The 13738-nt window shown below is 60.2% G+C and carries 15 protein-coding genes and 3 pseudogenes; 11 read left to right on the forward strand and 7 right to left on the reverse strand.

The window, feature by feature from the left end; translation table 11 throughout:
* Window positions 1-316, forward strand: a 316-nt coding sequence (locus BUE39_RS26050) for a transposase (protein WP_200799515.1), incomplete at its 5' end; no start/stop codon positions are given.
* 110 nt (window positions 317-426) lie between these two features.
* Here the strand turns inward: BUE39_RS26050 and BUE39_RS26055 are convergent.
* Complete coding sequence (locus BUE39_RS26055) at window positions 427-1392, reverse strand: alpha/beta fold hydrolase (protein ID WP_083086173.1); 966 nt, start codon at window positions 1390-1392, stop codon at window positions 427-429.
* Window positions 1393-1474: 82 nt separating this feature from the next.
* Entirely contained in the window at window positions 1475-2119 is a 645-nt protein-coding gene (locus BUE39_RS26060; protein ID WP_073431595.1) for a glutathione S-transferase, read from the reverse strand.
* A gap of 114 nt (window positions 2120-2233) precedes the next feature.
* Here BUE39_RS26060 and BUE39_RS26065 point away from each other — a divergent pair, with 114 nt between their 5' ends.
* Window positions 2234-2797, forward strand: a complete 564-nt coding sequence (locus tag BUE39_RS26065; RefSeq protein WP_073431596.1) for a TetR/AcrR family transcriptional regulator — start codon at window positions 2234-2236, stop codon at window positions 2795-2797.
* Window positions 2798-4095: 1298 nt separating this feature from the next.
* Here BUE39_RS26065 and BUE39_RS26075 read toward each other — a convergent pair.
* Window positions 4096-5079, reverse strand: a complete 984-nt coding sequence (locus BUE39_RS26075) for a GlxA family transcriptional regulator (protein WP_073431597.1) — start codon at window positions 5077-5079, stop codon at window positions 4096-4098.
* 110 nt (window positions 5080-5189) lie between these two features.
* Here BUE39_RS26075 and BUE39_RS26080 point away from each other — a divergent pair, with 110 nt between their 5' ends.
* Window positions 5190-5828 (forward strand): HD domain-containing protein, encoded by a 639-nt coding sequence (locus BUE39_RS26080; RefSeq protein WP_073431598.1) that lies wholly within the window; start codon window positions 5190-5192, stop codon window positions 5826-5828.
* Window positions 5829-6668: 840 nt separating this feature from the next.
* Here BUE39_RS26080 and BUE39_RS35245 read toward each other — a convergent pair.
* Entirely contained in the window at window positions 6669-6953 is a 285-nt protein-coding gene (locus tag BUE39_RS35245; RefSeq protein ID WP_073431599.1) for a hypothetical protein, read from the reverse strand.
* A gap of 21 nt (window positions 6954-6974) precedes the next feature.
* A pseudogene (locus tag BUE39_RS26090) lies at window positions 6975-7166 on the reverse strand (SDR family oxidoreductase); the annotation flags it as partial.
* Here BUE39_RS26090 and BUE39_RS35670 point away from each other — a divergent pair.
* Window positions 7113-7359 (forward strand): annotated as a pseudogene (locus BUE39_RS35670) (MFS transporter); the annotation flags it as partial. The pseudogenes BUE39_RS26090 and BUE39_RS35670 overlap by 54 nt on opposite strands.
* On the opposite strand, the gene BUE39_RS34480 reads toward BUE39_RS35670, so the two are convergent.
* Window positions 7318-7668, reverse strand: coding sequence for a hypothetical protein (locus tag BUE39_RS34480; protein WP_073431600.1), 351 nt, complete (start codon window positions 7666-7668; stop codon window positions 7318-7320). The pseudogene BUE39_RS35670 and the gene BUE39_RS34480 overlap by 42 nt on opposite strands.
* Before the next feature lie 541 nt (window positions 7669-8209).
* Here BUE39_RS34480 and BUE39_RS26100 point away from each other — a divergent pair.
* From BUE39_RS26100 to BUE39_RS26120, 5 genes and pseudogenes are all read left to right on the forward strand, one after another.
* The gene (locus tag BUE39_RS26100) at window positions 8210-8482 is read left to right on the forward strand and encodes a hypothetical protein (protein WP_073431601.1); all 273 of its coding nucleotides are present in this window, start codon (window positions 8210-8212) and stop codon (window positions 8480-8482) included.
* A gap of 417 nt (window positions 8483-8899) precedes the next feature.
* A pseudogene (locus BUE39_RS26105) lies at window positions 8900-9469 on the forward strand (conjugal transfer protein TraC); the annotation flags it as partial.
* Complete coding sequence (locus BUE39_RS26110) at window positions 9462-10265, forward strand: TrbJ/VirB5 family protein (protein ID WP_227470926.1); 804 nt, start codon at window positions 9462-9464, stop codon at window positions 10263-10265. The pseudogene BUE39_RS26105 and the gene BUE39_RS26110, both read left to right, overlap by 8 nt.
* A gap of 13 nt (window positions 10266-10278) precedes the next feature.
* Entirely contained in the window at window positions 10279-10563 is a 285-nt protein-coding gene (locus tag BUE39_RS26115) for a hypothetical protein (protein WP_073431602.1), read from the forward strand.
* Between the two features lie 18 nt (window positions 10564-10581).
* On the forward strand, window positions 10582-11610 hold the full coding sequence (locus BUE39_RS26120; RefSeq protein ID WP_073431603.1) for a type IV secretion system protein: 1029 nt from the start codon (window positions 10582-10584) through the stop codon (window positions 11608-11610).
* A 2-nt stretch (window positions 11611-11612) separates the two neighbouring features.
* On the opposite strand, the gene BUE39_RS26125 is transcribed toward BUE39_RS26120, so the two are convergent.
* Complete coding sequence (locus tag BUE39_RS26125; RefSeq protein ID WP_073431604.1) at window positions 11613-11879, reverse strand: hypothetical protein; 267 nt, start codon at window positions 11877-11879, stop codon at window positions 11613-11615.
* Between the two features lie 75 nt (window positions 11880-11954).
* Between BUE39_RS26125 and BUE39_RS26130 the strand changes: the two genes are divergently transcribed.
* Both BUE39_RS26130 and BUE39_RS26135 read left to right on the forward strand, forming a co-directional pair.
* Window positions 11955-12710: a VirB8/TrbF family protein gene (locus BUE39_RS26130; RefSeq protein WP_073431605.1), complete on the forward strand. Its 756-nt coding sequence runs from the start codon at window positions 11955-11957 to the stop codon at window positions 12708-12710.
* Window positions 12707-13738: a TrbG/VirB9 family P-type conjugative transfer protein gene (locus BUE39_RS26135; RefSeq protein WP_073431606.1), complete on the forward strand. Its 1032-nt coding sequence runs from the start codon at window positions 12707-12709 to the stop codon at window positions 13736-13738. Before BUE39_RS26130 ends, BUE39_RS26135 begins: the two co-directional genes overlap by 4 nt.

Genomic DNA, 13738 nt, shown 5'->3' on the forward strand with positions numbered 1-13738 from the left:
TGAGACGCTGAAGAAGGACCGGGAGAGTCTGCTGGCCTTTTACGACTTTCCGGCCGAACACTGGCAGCACCTGCGCACGACGAATGCGATTGAGTCGACGTTCGCGACCGTGCGTCATCGCACCACGCGCACGCGCAACTGCGTGTCGCGACCGACCTTCCTCGGTCTGGCATTCAAGCTGATCGAGGAAGCCGAGAAAACCTGGCGCCGCATCAACGGCCCTGAGCAGATCAAGCTGTTGCTGGAGGGCATTGCCTTCAGGGACGGCGAGCCGGTGCAAGGCGACCAACCGGTTCAGCAGAAACTCGCCGCTTGACGTCGCCGGCCATCAACCGCCCATACACCAGACTTGACCTTATCTCTTCTCCGTGGCTACCAGCTATGAGACGACGAACAGAAGCGCGCATCGGCTGCTGCATGAAGGTTTTAGTCTTCGCGATCGAGAAAGGCCGTGACATCGGCCACGAAGCGCTTGGGATACTGATACTGCGCCCCATGACTCGAGTCAGGGTACAGAATCAGCTGAGCGTTCGGCAGCTGCTCCTCCAAGGCAAACGAATTCACCGGATAGTGAACGATGTCGTGATTGCCGCCAACGATGAGCACAGGCTGCTTGATGTTTTTCAGGTATGTATCCGCATCAGCGTGAGGCGCGCCCCATGCCGCGAACGCCGCTACCTGCGCCGGTGCGACCTTATCATTCACGTCCGGGTCACGATCTCTCGAACGAGCATGAAGGCGATTGAGGAATTCACGCCCCGCAGCGCGACTCGCGTCTGATTGCGTGAAGAACACATCGAGCAGCAGTTGATCGTTGTTTCCGCTGTCCTTCTTGATCATTTCCTGGAACTCTGGCGTAAGCGTGGCCATTCCAGCCCCGCCGCGAGGTCCACTCCCCACCAACACCAGATGTCGAACAACTTCAGGGCGCTCAACGGCAACTTCCTGTACGACGAGACTTCCCAGAGAGAATCCGAGAAGATCAGCCCTTTTGATGTTGAGTGCGTGAAGCAAGTCGATGGCATGTCGTGCCATCCCCTCGACAGTGCTGGGAACTTCTCCCTCTGAACTGGCGACGCCTGCGTTGTCGAACAGAATTACCTCTCGATTTTTAGCAAAACCGTCGATGACCGCAGGATCCCAGTTGTCCATGTTGCCAACAAAATGCTGGAAAAAGACCAGCGGCACATTGCCGGGTTTTCCGAAACGCCGATAGGCGAGCTTCGTACCGTTTGCATCGATAAACCTCGTCGGCGCTGTCTGATGCGTGTAGACGGCGCGCAGGTTCTGCCCTTCCCCTGCTGCATTAGATGGCGTAGTTGCGAAAGCGGCAGCTGTAGCAAGTACTAGCACCCCCGCTTTGACCGTCGCGATTTTCATCGTTTTTCGCACTTCAGCACTCCTGAATTCAACACATTAAAAAATGTTCGTACTGCGTTCCGAGAACCGGCGTGGTTTTGCGGAGGAACGCTGCTTACGCCGGATTCTTGACGGAAGAGCGCTCGTCAACCGTCTGCCGCCAATTGAGCAGCGCGGTGCAATCCTCGGGGACCGGAATGTTTGCAAAACCAGCGAAGACAAGTCCCGCCCAAACTGTGATATCCGCCATTGAGAAGAATTCGCCTGCAACGTACGGTTGGGCCGCGACCACCTTGTCAAAGTAGCGCATCCCGGCAATAGCCTTGTCGCGTGAGCGTTCACCCCATTCTCGGCGGCCCTCCCAATCAGGGCTCTTGAACGCCTGAAGCGCCGGTCCAAGACCGGGTGTCGCATGGTGAAAGTAGATCCCTACCGCATCGATCAGTTCTGACTCAGCCCGCTTCTGCATCATATGAACCAACGCCTTCTCTTTGGGCGACTTGCCCGTCAGCACCGGATTGCCGTCAAGAGTGTCAAGATACTCAGTGATGGCCGTGCACTCCGAGATGTACGTTCCGTCATCCAACTGCAAAACAGGCACAGTCCCGGTGGGGTTGATGGCGAGGAAAGCGGCTTGCCTGTGTTCCGCAGCGGGGAGATCAACTTTGATGAACTCAACCTGGGAAGCGAGACTTTTCTCCGCCAGCACGATCCGAATGCGAAGCGGGTTGGGAAAACCTGGAATGTCGAAAATTTTCATGGTCGGCCTCAAAAAGGGTCATTACCTATCGATAGGTAGGTGACACGACTTTATCGAGGCGCCCTGTCCTTGTCAACACTTACTTATCGATAGGTAGCGTGTTATAGTCTCCCAATGACAACGGACACCAAACAGCGCATCCTTGCCGCCGCTCGACGTATGGTGCAGGCGCGTGGATACAACGCACTGAGTTTCAGGGATATCGCCAAAGAGGTCGGCATCAAGAGCGCAGGCGTGCATCACCACTTTCCTACAAAGGGTGATCTAGGCGCGGCTTTAGCGCGCCAGTACACGGAGGAAGCGGTCACTTTACTGCATGACCTGCTCGAAAGGTTCGATAACGAGCAGCTGACGCTGGAGCGCTATGCGAGCATCTTTCGTTCAGCACTCGTGCAAGACAATCGAATGTGTCTTTGCGGCATCATGGCGGCAGAGCATCATGACCTTCCCGCCGACGTCCGGGTAGAAGTCGATCGCTTCACAGAGGTGAACGTTGACTGGCTTTGTAAGGTTCTGTCTTTCAGGGAAGACGGAAGGGATGCCGAGTCTATCAAGCGCCAGGCACTTGCAATTTTCGCGGCTATTGAAGGCGCTCAACTGGTCGCTCGTGGACGCGGCGACGTGTCGGTGTTCGACGATACGGTCCAGGCATATCGAAGTGCCGGCCTTTTTGCGTGAACACTCCAGGCAGTCCGACTACATGAGGCCGTATCTGGGTTCATGGTGATATTGCCGGATCGGTGGGCGTTAAAAAGCCCCGAGTAGCGACTCGGACACCGTTCGGAAACTATTCGAAGGAATCAGCGAAGTCGATGGCGATTCCTTCCACGCGTCGCCCCAAAAGCGGCGGTCAGCCGTTTCCCGCACTCTCACACATCCCGCCTAATCTCGCCTCCTCTCGGACCGTAGACCGCATTAAATGTGCCACCGTCCGTACGTTGATAATTCGGGCGGAGGAACCGCAGTAGTGACTGCTTTGCTTGCAGTCCGAACGAAATAAAACCGGCAATTCGCAAAATCCGCGTTAAATTTGTCACTTCGCGTCATATACTTCGAAGCCCGTCCGTAAGACCCTTGAACTTATGGAAAATTCTCTGCGCATCGCAGAGCCGGTCGCGCTTGCTCGCCCGCGCGGCGCACACCGTCGCGCCAGCTTCAGTCCGAAGCTGCCGCGACGGCTGACGTCCTACAGACGCGACCTGCTTGAGCAGTGGATTCTGTTCGAGGCGGATCTCCTGCGGTGATCGTCTTCGAGCGGCCCGGTTGTGTGAATGTTAGCGGGAAGGAGCGTCTTGCCGACTTTTGGGTGCGTTACGTTGACCGCCAAACGTTAACTATCCCTGGTGATACGATTGATGGCGGACAAGCAAGCACATCCCATCGTCATCTCGATGGAGCAGCACTGCCCATCCGGAAAGTGTCGCCGGCTGCCCTCGCAGCTGCGCGGGTGTGGATCGACAACTGGCAGCGCATGCTGGCGTGCATCGTGGCGAACAAGAACCTTGTTTCGCCGTCCTTGCAGCGTGCGATCGAGCGCTTTCTGGTTCGTCCCCGGACGTTGCTTGTTGAGATCGAGCGGAATGTCTCCATGGGGACCCGGTTCTCGTCCGCACAGCCGTATTCCGCATGTTGTATGCCGGCCGGCTCAATGCGCCGGATCTGCATACGCAGGCGCTATCACTGCTCACTTCGTTTACCACTGCGGAGACGAACCCATGAACCACCGCAGGCCGGAGTTTCAGGCTATTGATCTCGCTGCATGGCCGACGGTTGCCTACACCGGATCGATCATCAGGCGCGGCGCGCTTTTGAAGCGCGGACGCAAGCGCTGGTACGCTACCCTCGCGGAGAATCGGAGAATCGCTCAAACAGATTGAACAATCGTTTGTTCGGCAAACGCCGGCGTTGCCAATCTGGTTCGTTGCCTGTCGGTTGAATGGAGCAAAGAAGGCATCCGCTGCAGATCCTGCGCCCGGTTATTGCTGAGGCACGAACGTCGCGAACCGTTTGCGGTATTCCGCTGGCGTCACGCCTACGTGTCGCGAAAATGCCCGCCGAAACACATCTGCATCGGCGAACCCGCAACACGCAGCGACCTGCTTCGGTGCTGCTTGCCCTTGCTCCAGCAAGCGACGCGCCGCGTTCACCCGTGCCTCCTCAACCCAGTTTGCGGGCGTGATGCCTATCTCGCTGCGAAAGAGCCGCGAAAAGTGCCGCCGACTGAGGTTCATGCGCTCGGCGAGGCTTGCGACGCTGTGGTCAAGCTCGGGATTGGCAGCGACCCAGCGCTGAAGCTCCTGCAACGCCGCTCGGCCTGCAGGTGCGGCTTCGCTCTTGCGGCTGAACTGCAGTTGGCCGCCGGGCCGCTTGAAGAACATGACGAGTTGGCCTGCGACTTTGAGGGCGATCTCACGCCCGAGATCTTCCTCCACCAAAGAAAGTGCCAGGTCGAGGCCGGCTGTCACGCCCGCAGCGGTACGCAGCGGCCCGTCCCTGACCTGAATCGCGTCCTCGTCGACCGTCACGTCTGGGAACTGTTGGGCGAGCCGCTCGGCAACCGCCCAGTGAGTCGTGACCCGTTTGCCACTCAGCAACCCTGCTGCTGCAAGAAAGAACGCCCCGCTGCACACGGACCCGAAGCGCCTCGCCTTTGGAGCGCGTTGCCTAAGCCAGTCGACCACCACGCTGCGAGCCGGTACCTCAGCCGCGTTCGGGCAGCCGGCGACGAGAAGTGTGTCGATAGTTTCGTCCATGTCACGGTCGATGATTCGGTCGGCCATCAACCGGACTCCGGATGAGCTGCGAATCGGACCGGGCCCGCCCGCTGCGACGAGCAGTCGATACACCTCACGCCCGGCCTGCACGTTCGCTTCGGCGAAGACGTCCAGCGGACCGGATACATCGAGTAGCTGCACACCTGGCAGCGCCATAACCACGATCGTTTTGACCTTACTGCGCATCGATGGCCGCCTTAATCTTTAAATGTCCTGAATCGACGTGTTACGCCTATTGAAGACATGCTATCACGGTCCTATCCTTGATAAATCTAACCCACCGAAGGAAGAACCCTATGTCCGTCATCCGCGAGGCCGCCATTCCCGATTCGAAGCTGGCGCGTGCCATCACTGAGTACATTCGCGACACCGAGACGCAACTGCTCTTCAACCATTCGAGCCGCGTCTATCATTTCGGCGCTTTGGCCGGCGTGAAGCGCGGCCTGAAGTTCGACCGCGAGCTTCTCTATGCCGGCGCAATGTTCCACGACATCGGGCTTATGCCGAGCCATAGCAGCAAGGACGAGCGCTTTGAGGTCGACGGCGCGCACGCCGCCCGCGCCTTCCTCAGGAGCCACGGAATCTCGGAAGAGGACGCTTACACGGTGTGGACCGCGATCGCGCTCCACACCACGCCCGGCGTGCCGCAGCACATGCACCCCGTCGTCGCCCTCGTGACCGCTGGCGTCGAGATGGACGTGCTTGGCCTCACCTACAACCAATACCCGGACGCAGAACGCGAGGCCGTCGTTCGTGCTTTCCCACGCACGACTCAGTTCAAGGAAGACATCATCCAGGCGTTCTATGACGGCATCAAGCACAAGCCGGACACTACCTTCGGCAACGTTAAGGCCGACGTGATCGCCGACAAGGAGCCGCACTTCCACCGCGGCAACTTCTGCAGCGTCATCCGTTGCTCGCACTGGCAGGGCTGAGCTGCTCGCCATCGCCCCCCGCGCTACCACCACTTCGTCAAGGTAGCGCCCTCGACAGGAATCTCGACGATGACCGACAAACTGACACATCTACCCGGAAGGCACTGCCTGGAGCTTCACACGCTTTTACGTGCCCGAGGCGTTTGACGCCGGCTATGGCATGGCGAGCGACACCCACCAGTTATGGCAGACGTTTGAGGCTGCACATCACAAGGCGAGCTTGCCCGGCAACCTCGATCATGCTCTTCGGCTTTCGATACGCCCGAAGGCCGGGATTATTTGATCGCCTTACGCCAAAAGAGCAAGTATGCGGATGCGCAGGATACGGCGAGCAAAATTGCCCACATGGGAGCCAAACTGATCAGGACAGCGGTGACGGATAGCATCTGGATTCCTAAAGCCAACGATTAACGATTTCGAACACGCGTCCGCTTCGCCCGGAATGACGATCTAACCGAACTTTGGGTGCCGGGTAGCGATGAATTAATGCTACATCGCTACCTGGGGCAAATCTGTGGCTTCCTGTCTCACCGCCATTGATTCATGTCAAGGATGAGTCACTACCGAATCTGAAGGCCCTGGGGCCTCTGATACCGAGACCATCGCTGGCAGCCACCGATCAATGTTTGGGTGGTTGAGGCACTGTGCAACACGCGAACAACCCATCATGGTGACAAGCGTCTGCCCAATGCCGCGAACCGCGGTCAGGAGCGCGTAGTCCGCGCGTAGCGCAAACTTTTCCTGAAGACGCTTTTCCATGATGGCGATCTGTGCGGAGAGCATCGTGATGACCGCAACGTTCGCGCGGGCCGCGAGCGCTATGTCGTCGGGGAGATGCAGCTAGTCGATAAGGGCCCGGTCCGGATGCTTGACCTGATTGCTCGTGATTCGCAAGCCGGACCGACGCGCCGTTGTGTTCTCGACGGCGAGGATATGGCTGGTACCGCTGCGCGCCAGTGACATGCGTTTGCGGGCCAGGCCGCGCACCTCACGGTGCTTCGCCGGCAGGTTGGCGCCGGTAGGAAGGATGCCCAGGCGTAGCAGACGGGCTAGGTAGCGCGCGTCGGTCTCGTCACCACTGTGCTTGAGCTCGTCGTATTTTTTGATCGCCGCGGTGTTGACCATCCTACGGGGCGATCTAGCACGTTACAGCGACGCTCCGCCGCAAACCACGATCTGTTGACCGGTGATCGATCCGCCATCCGGTCCGAGCAGGAACGCGGTCAAGCCGGCCACTTCAGACGGCTGAACGAAGCGGCCGAGCGGCGGTATTCTCGGCGGTGTGCCCGCCCGCGCGGGATCGCGCAGCAAGGGCGTATCGGTCGCATCGGACGCAAGGCCACGCTGATCGTGACGCTGTTACTGATGGGACTCGCCACGTTTGCCGTGGCCTTCGTTCCGACCTATGCGGCGATCGGCATCTGGGGCGCCGTCGCGCTGACGGTGCTGCGTTTCACGAGCCTCGGCCCTGTCAGTTGGCCGGGCCGCGTCAGGCTCCGTCGTACTCGCCCAGTTCTGGGTGCAAGTGAACGTACAGTAGTGCAAGCCAGCGGCCGGGAAAGGTCGGACAAATCCAGGTTATGTGGGGCGGGCTACCCTCCAGAACCAGATGGCGCTTTCTGACCGCTGCGCCAAATGCCCTGCGCGCGTCGAAAACAGTCCATCCGTAGACAAGTAATACCGCCGCCGCGCCATACAGAACCAGCGCGGTCGGAGAAACGGCGCCCGCGTTCAGGTCGGCAGTGACTGAAAGCAGCAGCGCGCTGGTCTGTGCGATGGCGCCTGCAATGAGGGCTACCGTCAACTGAGCCTTGAGTTTGACTATGAGAGATGATTTCAAATCGAGCCTCGCTGCCGCTTAACGAATTCACCGTTTGCGGTGTGCCCCCAACGCCAGAACGATTCGCAGCCTCAAAGCCGGTGAGAACACTGACATTTTTCTTCAGACGCGCATCGGCTAGACAGGCCGACGACGAGCATGCGTCTGCCGGCATCGCGCGCCTTTTTAAGATTGTCCCCTCAAAATGCTCGCTACACAGGAGTTATTTCGCATTTGACGGCAACGTCAAATCTGACCGTGAAGTTTCGAACGCGGACGAAATTGAACGACTCACTCGCGATGAGTCTTGCCTCCGGCTGCATCGCAAGAGCCGGCATGCGCCGCTGAACCGGTACCGAGCGCGCGCGAGTTCATTTTGCCTGGGGGCAACTTGCGCGATTCAGCACTGGATGTTGGGAACTGTGCTGGGTCCGTCTACCTTGAAATATTCCGTTTCAGAAGTCTGAAGCCTTGGGTCAACATTGCGGGCGTCTGGGGCGTTAAGGAGATGAGCGGTGAGAAACCGTCCCGTTAGCTGAGCGGGAACCTGATGGAGCGGAGCATGAAACACTCGAACGGGCAGTCCCTGCGCTGTCAGGTCGAAAAGTGGCTGGCCCCGACGACCACGACGGTCGTACACGTAACCAGGTTCAGTCGCACCGGGAAGCATGGGCGCCGCTACGTATGCGTCGAGGCGCGGTCACCGGCCGGAGCGCGCGCATTGTTCTTCTTCAGGCACGACGACGGCAACTGGTGCGTGTTCCCGCCGACTGCCAGCGAGCGCAAGTCAACCGCACGGGACCCGCTCGCGCAGACGACCGTCGCCACCTGTTGAGGGCAGTCGCAGTCCTCTGCGCTGAATCACCGCCCTCACGATTCAACCTGGCAGGTGGGCTCCTCAGGTGGCTGGCCAATGAGTCACGTTCATCTCATCGCTTTACAGTTTGAAGGTCACTGCGCGAACTTCCACGTCCGCATCGTATGGCGCCGCGATTTCTTCAACGGTCTGGGTCACATGCACTCAGGTGTCGGCTCCCGAGGTGACACACAAGCCCAAACGTTTGCCTGAAACCAACATCGAGCCGTCCTTTCGTCTGCTCGCGCCGGGCATCATCAAGGCAGGTGCCCGTTCATGGCCAAGGGAACACTGACTCCATTGGCACGGTCGTTGCAACTGATGGCTGGGCCAACCGGAGTTGCCATCATGAACCTCTTGCACGGTATCCGTGGTTCCAGTCCGACACGTGCGTTTTCACTTGAGCAGCGCCGCGCGAACGGCGTGATCGGCCCGACGCTCGTCATGCTGCCCGAGATCTGGAACCTGCTTGACGACGAATCGTTCGCCAGACAGATCGGCAACTGGATCGTCACGATGCGCAAGAAACTCGGCTGCGTGTGGATGGATGCGCAGTCGCCCGAGCAGGTGTCGTCCTCGGCGATCTGGCCGCAGATTCGCGACAACGTGCTCGTGCGCGTCTTTGTGCCCGTCGAGAACTTCACACCGTCCGCAAAGACCGCCTATCAGCGCGATTTCGGACTTTCCGACGGTCAGATCCGCACGATCCAGAAGCTCGTTGCAAAGCGCGACTATTTCATCGCCGAGCAGGGCGACGCGTCGCGGCGCATCTCGGTGCCCCTCGACCCCCGCACGATTGCAATCCTGCGCTCGGAAATGAGCGCGCAGATCATGTTCGACCGGCATCTGCATTCGGGGCTTCCGGACTGGAAGGAGCGTTACATCGAGGAAGCGACAGCGCAGGCGCGCGGCGATCCGGTTCCTGCGGTCGCTCCTGATGCCCATCCTGAAGTCGATCATGCGTGACACCCTGCTCTGGCGCGCTCGCGCTTTGCTCGCCGTCGGCGTGCTTTTGTCCATCAGCACCGCCCGGGCTGGTGGCGGCATGACCGGCGGCGCCACGGAGATCACGCAACTCCTGAACCATGCGGAGCTTGTCTCGTCGGTGGCCCAGCAAGCACAGATGGTGGAGCAGAATGTCCAGGCGCAGATCACGCGCCTGCAGCAGTACGTGACAATGGTCCAGAACCTGAAACAGGTACCGGCCTCCCTCATCGACCAGACGATCGCCCCCTACCGCACGCAGATTTCGAACTTCCAGTCGCTGTTCACGGCAATCACGCAGTTGCAGCAGGCGGCGAACGCCACGAGCGGCCTCTTCGGGCGCAGCCTGTCGGAGATGAACACAACCGGCATGTCACCCGCGCAGTGGCTGTCGGCCTACACGTCGCTTGCCTCGACGCGCAGAGGCATCTATCAGCAGCAGCTTACGCAGGACATGCAGAACCTCGACGCGCTCGCCGGGCGCGCGCAGAACCTGCAACAGATTCAGTCGCAGATTCCGGATGTCACCGGCACCGTGCAGGGCCTGCAGATACTGAACCAGCAATCCAACGTCCTGGCTGGCGAAATGGTCGACCTGCATGCCTTGATGCAGCGTCAGGTCGCGCAGCAAATGCAGGACCGCGTCTCCCAGGCGCAGGCCCAAGGTAATGCCGCGCAACTCGCTGCCGCGCGCGCCGCGGCGATGGGGCAAACCAACCAGCAGGAGCAGCAGACAACGCAGGGTGCGCCTGACTTTGACCTGCTGCAGGACCAGTAGCCCGGAGGCGACGATGCTGTTGCGCTGGATGATCCGTTCCCTCTGCATGACACCGGCCGAACTGCGCGTCGTGCTCAAGGGCATCCGTGCGTATCGCGAGCACGGCCTGAGCATCGACGACGAGCGCAACGAAATGTGGCGCTTTGACCGGCGGATCACGCGGAGCATCCGGCTGTCGCTGCTGACCGGACTGCTGATCGTGCAGGCGGACAGCCCACAGGTCTTCGCGGCCGGCTGGCTCGCCGTGCCACTGGCCACGGTGCTGGCAATGGCGCGGGTTGCCGGTGGCCTGCGCTGAACGCCAGGAAGCAGCGTCATGAACGATGTGATCTCTGTCCTCAACACCCTGTTCGCAATGATGCAGGCGAAGGGCATGAGTCTGCAGACGCTGTTTCTCTCCGATGGCTTTGACCTGCTTGCTGCATTGGGACTCGTCATGGCCACCTGGCACGTGTTCCTGTGGCTGCTCGAGGGCGACTTCCCCGGCTTCTTCTCGAACCTGTTCCGCCATCTGATCAGGTGCGCAGTCATTCTGGTGTTGCTCACCGCGTGGAGCAGCACGGTTCACAGCTATTTCGTCGACAACATGCAGACGATGGCATCACGGGTGTCCGGCGGCGACGGCAATCCGGGCGACCTGCTGCGTGCGCTCGTCAATGCAGCATCGACCATCATGCAGGGCGTGCGCACCGAAGCGGCGCAGATCTGCGAGGAAGTGCCCGACGTCACGCCTGAAGGCGTCGTGATTCCGAACGCCGAGCATCAGGAATGCGGCACGGCCAGTGACGCGGGCGCAAACTCGGCGGGCCTGAGCTCGGTCTGGACGCTCATCAGAAACCTGCCGCTAATTCTGCTCGCCTTCCTTGCGAAGGCGCTCGCGATCATCGCAATCACGCTGATGACATTGATCTTCGTCGTGGTTGTGCAGTTTGGCTCGTTCCTGCTGGACATTGCGTTTTGCCTCGGACCGGTCCTGATTCCCTGGTACGTGCTGCCTGCCGGCGAATTCCTCTTCGATGGATGGCTATGCTTCACGATTTCGGCTGGCCTCTTCAAGGTCGTGGCCTGGCTGATGATGGCGATCGTCTATAGCGGCGTGCTGCCCGGTATCCAGGGGCTCGTCCAGCAGACGGCGACGCAAAGCGGCGCGAACAGCGACGCCTATTACGCGACGAACTACCTCGCGATGCTGGCGCTTGCGCTGGTCTGCGGGGTCGGGGCTTTCATGATGTGGCAGGTACCCGACATTGCGAAATCGCTTGTGTCTGGCGGTGCCGGCGGCGGATTACGTGGCTTCGGAAAGGGTGTCATGGGGAACAAATTGACGCCCAACATTCTGAAATGAGGTCAGTGATGTTGACGCTCGTTGTGCTGACTCGCGAAGTACGCATTCCACGACGCATCGGCGTCCCGATAGTGCTGTTCATCGGCTTCGCGCGATTGCCCCCGATCCTTAGGCGTCCGGCTAAGCGCGGCACACGCGAGAAACACGACTGCGCCCACGAGCATCATTGCCACGCCGAAATGCTGCGCGCCAACCTGATACAGCACGAACGCCGCAAACAGGAAAATCGGCAGCACGAAATACAGCAGGATGATTTTGAGTCTGGCCATGGCTGCACCCTCGCAGCAGGTGAACTGCGTTTCAGTGTAGCACCGCACGAGTGCACCTGCGCGGAGGCATGAGCGATGGATAAAGAAACGCCACCCTCGCTTCCACCGCGTGCCGTTGCGGCCGCCGCTGCCGGCACTCATCTCTGCGCGCCGCCCAACACCGGAGAAGCCGTGGCCGCATGGTTCGCCGCATTCCAGCGCCCGTTGTGGGAAAAGCGTCTCGCGATCAAGATCGCCGCTGCCTTCGCGCTGATTGCCGCCGGCGAATGCGCGGCATTGATCGTTCAGAGCACGCACAGCGGTCCGCGCCCCTATTTTGTCGAGCATGACGAAAAGAGCGGCGCAGTGTGGGTCTCGGACCGTTACGCCGAAACGTATTCGGCGACTGCGGCGAACAAGCGCTATTTCCTGGTGAAATGGGCCTCGCGTGTTTTCACGATCGAGGCCGATAGCCAGGACACGCTCGCGCGGCAGATTCCGGCTGCGTTCGGATGGACGTCGGGTGCCGCGACGCGGGAACTCGAGACCTACATCACGGTGACTGATCCCGTCGCTCAACGTGTTGTGCAGACGCCCGGACTCACCCGCGAGTTCGTCGAGAACTCCACCTCATTTTCACCCGACGGCCAGGTCGCGTACCTGATCTTCACGCTGGTCGAGAGCGTGAACGGCAAGCCGTCGCGACCGAAACAGATGCTGCTCACGATCAGCTTCCTGCTCGCGCCCGAGACCCTCAAACCCGGCGAAGAGAAGGACAACCCGATCGGCCTGCGCATCACTCATTTCAGTCTCACGCCCTATCTCGGCGTCAATCCGGGAGCCACGCAATGAAGGTCATTGCATCCGCCACATGCGTCGCGATGCTGCTCGGTGCCAGCATGGTGAGCGCCCACGGGCAATCCGCATCGTCGGCCCCCCTTGCTTCGTCGCCCCTGCCGCCCAGCCTACCGTCCATGGCGCAGAAGCAGCCGGACGTGGCACCCCCACATCCTGCTCTTTCGTCAACACGCCACCGGCGCCCCACTGCACAGCGCGCCGCGATCAATGGTCCCTACGCCGCACCCGATGACGCGTCTCTCGTCGTGTACGACTACGATCCGGACTACTCCTACCCGGTGCTCGTGCGAACCAGTCAGGAAACACACCTCGTGTTCGCGCCGGATGAGGAAGTCGTCGGCGTCTATCTGTCCGATACCGGCAAGCGCTGGCTCGAACACACAGCCCTCACGAAGCGGGACGTATTCATCGAAGCGCGTCTGCCCGGCCTCGAGAATGCCACCACGATCATCACGACACGCCGCCGATACGAGCTCGACCTGCGCTCGTCGGACGACGGCAAGGTGTACCACCGCGTCGTGTGGCACTACCTGGATGGCGGGGCGCAGACAACGGCAGGAGAAGTCTCGCCATTCGGCATCGAATACCCTAAAAACGTGCCTGCGAACAACACTGCCGGAGGTTCGGACAGTGCAGCGGGCGGCGGGCAACCGGTAACGGTCATAGCCAGCTCGGTCGGCCCTCACATCGCACTCGATCATGCGAACTTCGACTACCGCGTCGAGGGGCATGCGCCGTTCGCCCCCATAATCGTGTTCGATGACGGGCGGTTCACTTACCTTCAGCTTCCGCATCAGGCGGAACTGCCTGCCATCCTGCTGATGGACGACAAGGGCGAAGCGGAGATTGCGAGCTTCATTCCGCTCGGCAACGACTTTTACGAAGTCCAGCAAACCGTTCCGTACGGTCTCCTGCTCAAGCGTGGGAAGCAGGAGGTGCGGGTCTTCAATGGCCAGGGCAAAGGCTGCGGGCTGTTCGGCTGCGATTCGGCGCGCATGAAGAACATCTACGGGAACCCCTGA

The organism is Paraburkholderia terricola, assembly GCF_900142195.1.
Lineage (GTDB): Bacteria > Pseudomonadota > Gammaproteobacteria > Burkholderiales > Burkholderiaceae > Paraburkholderia > Paraburkholderia terricola.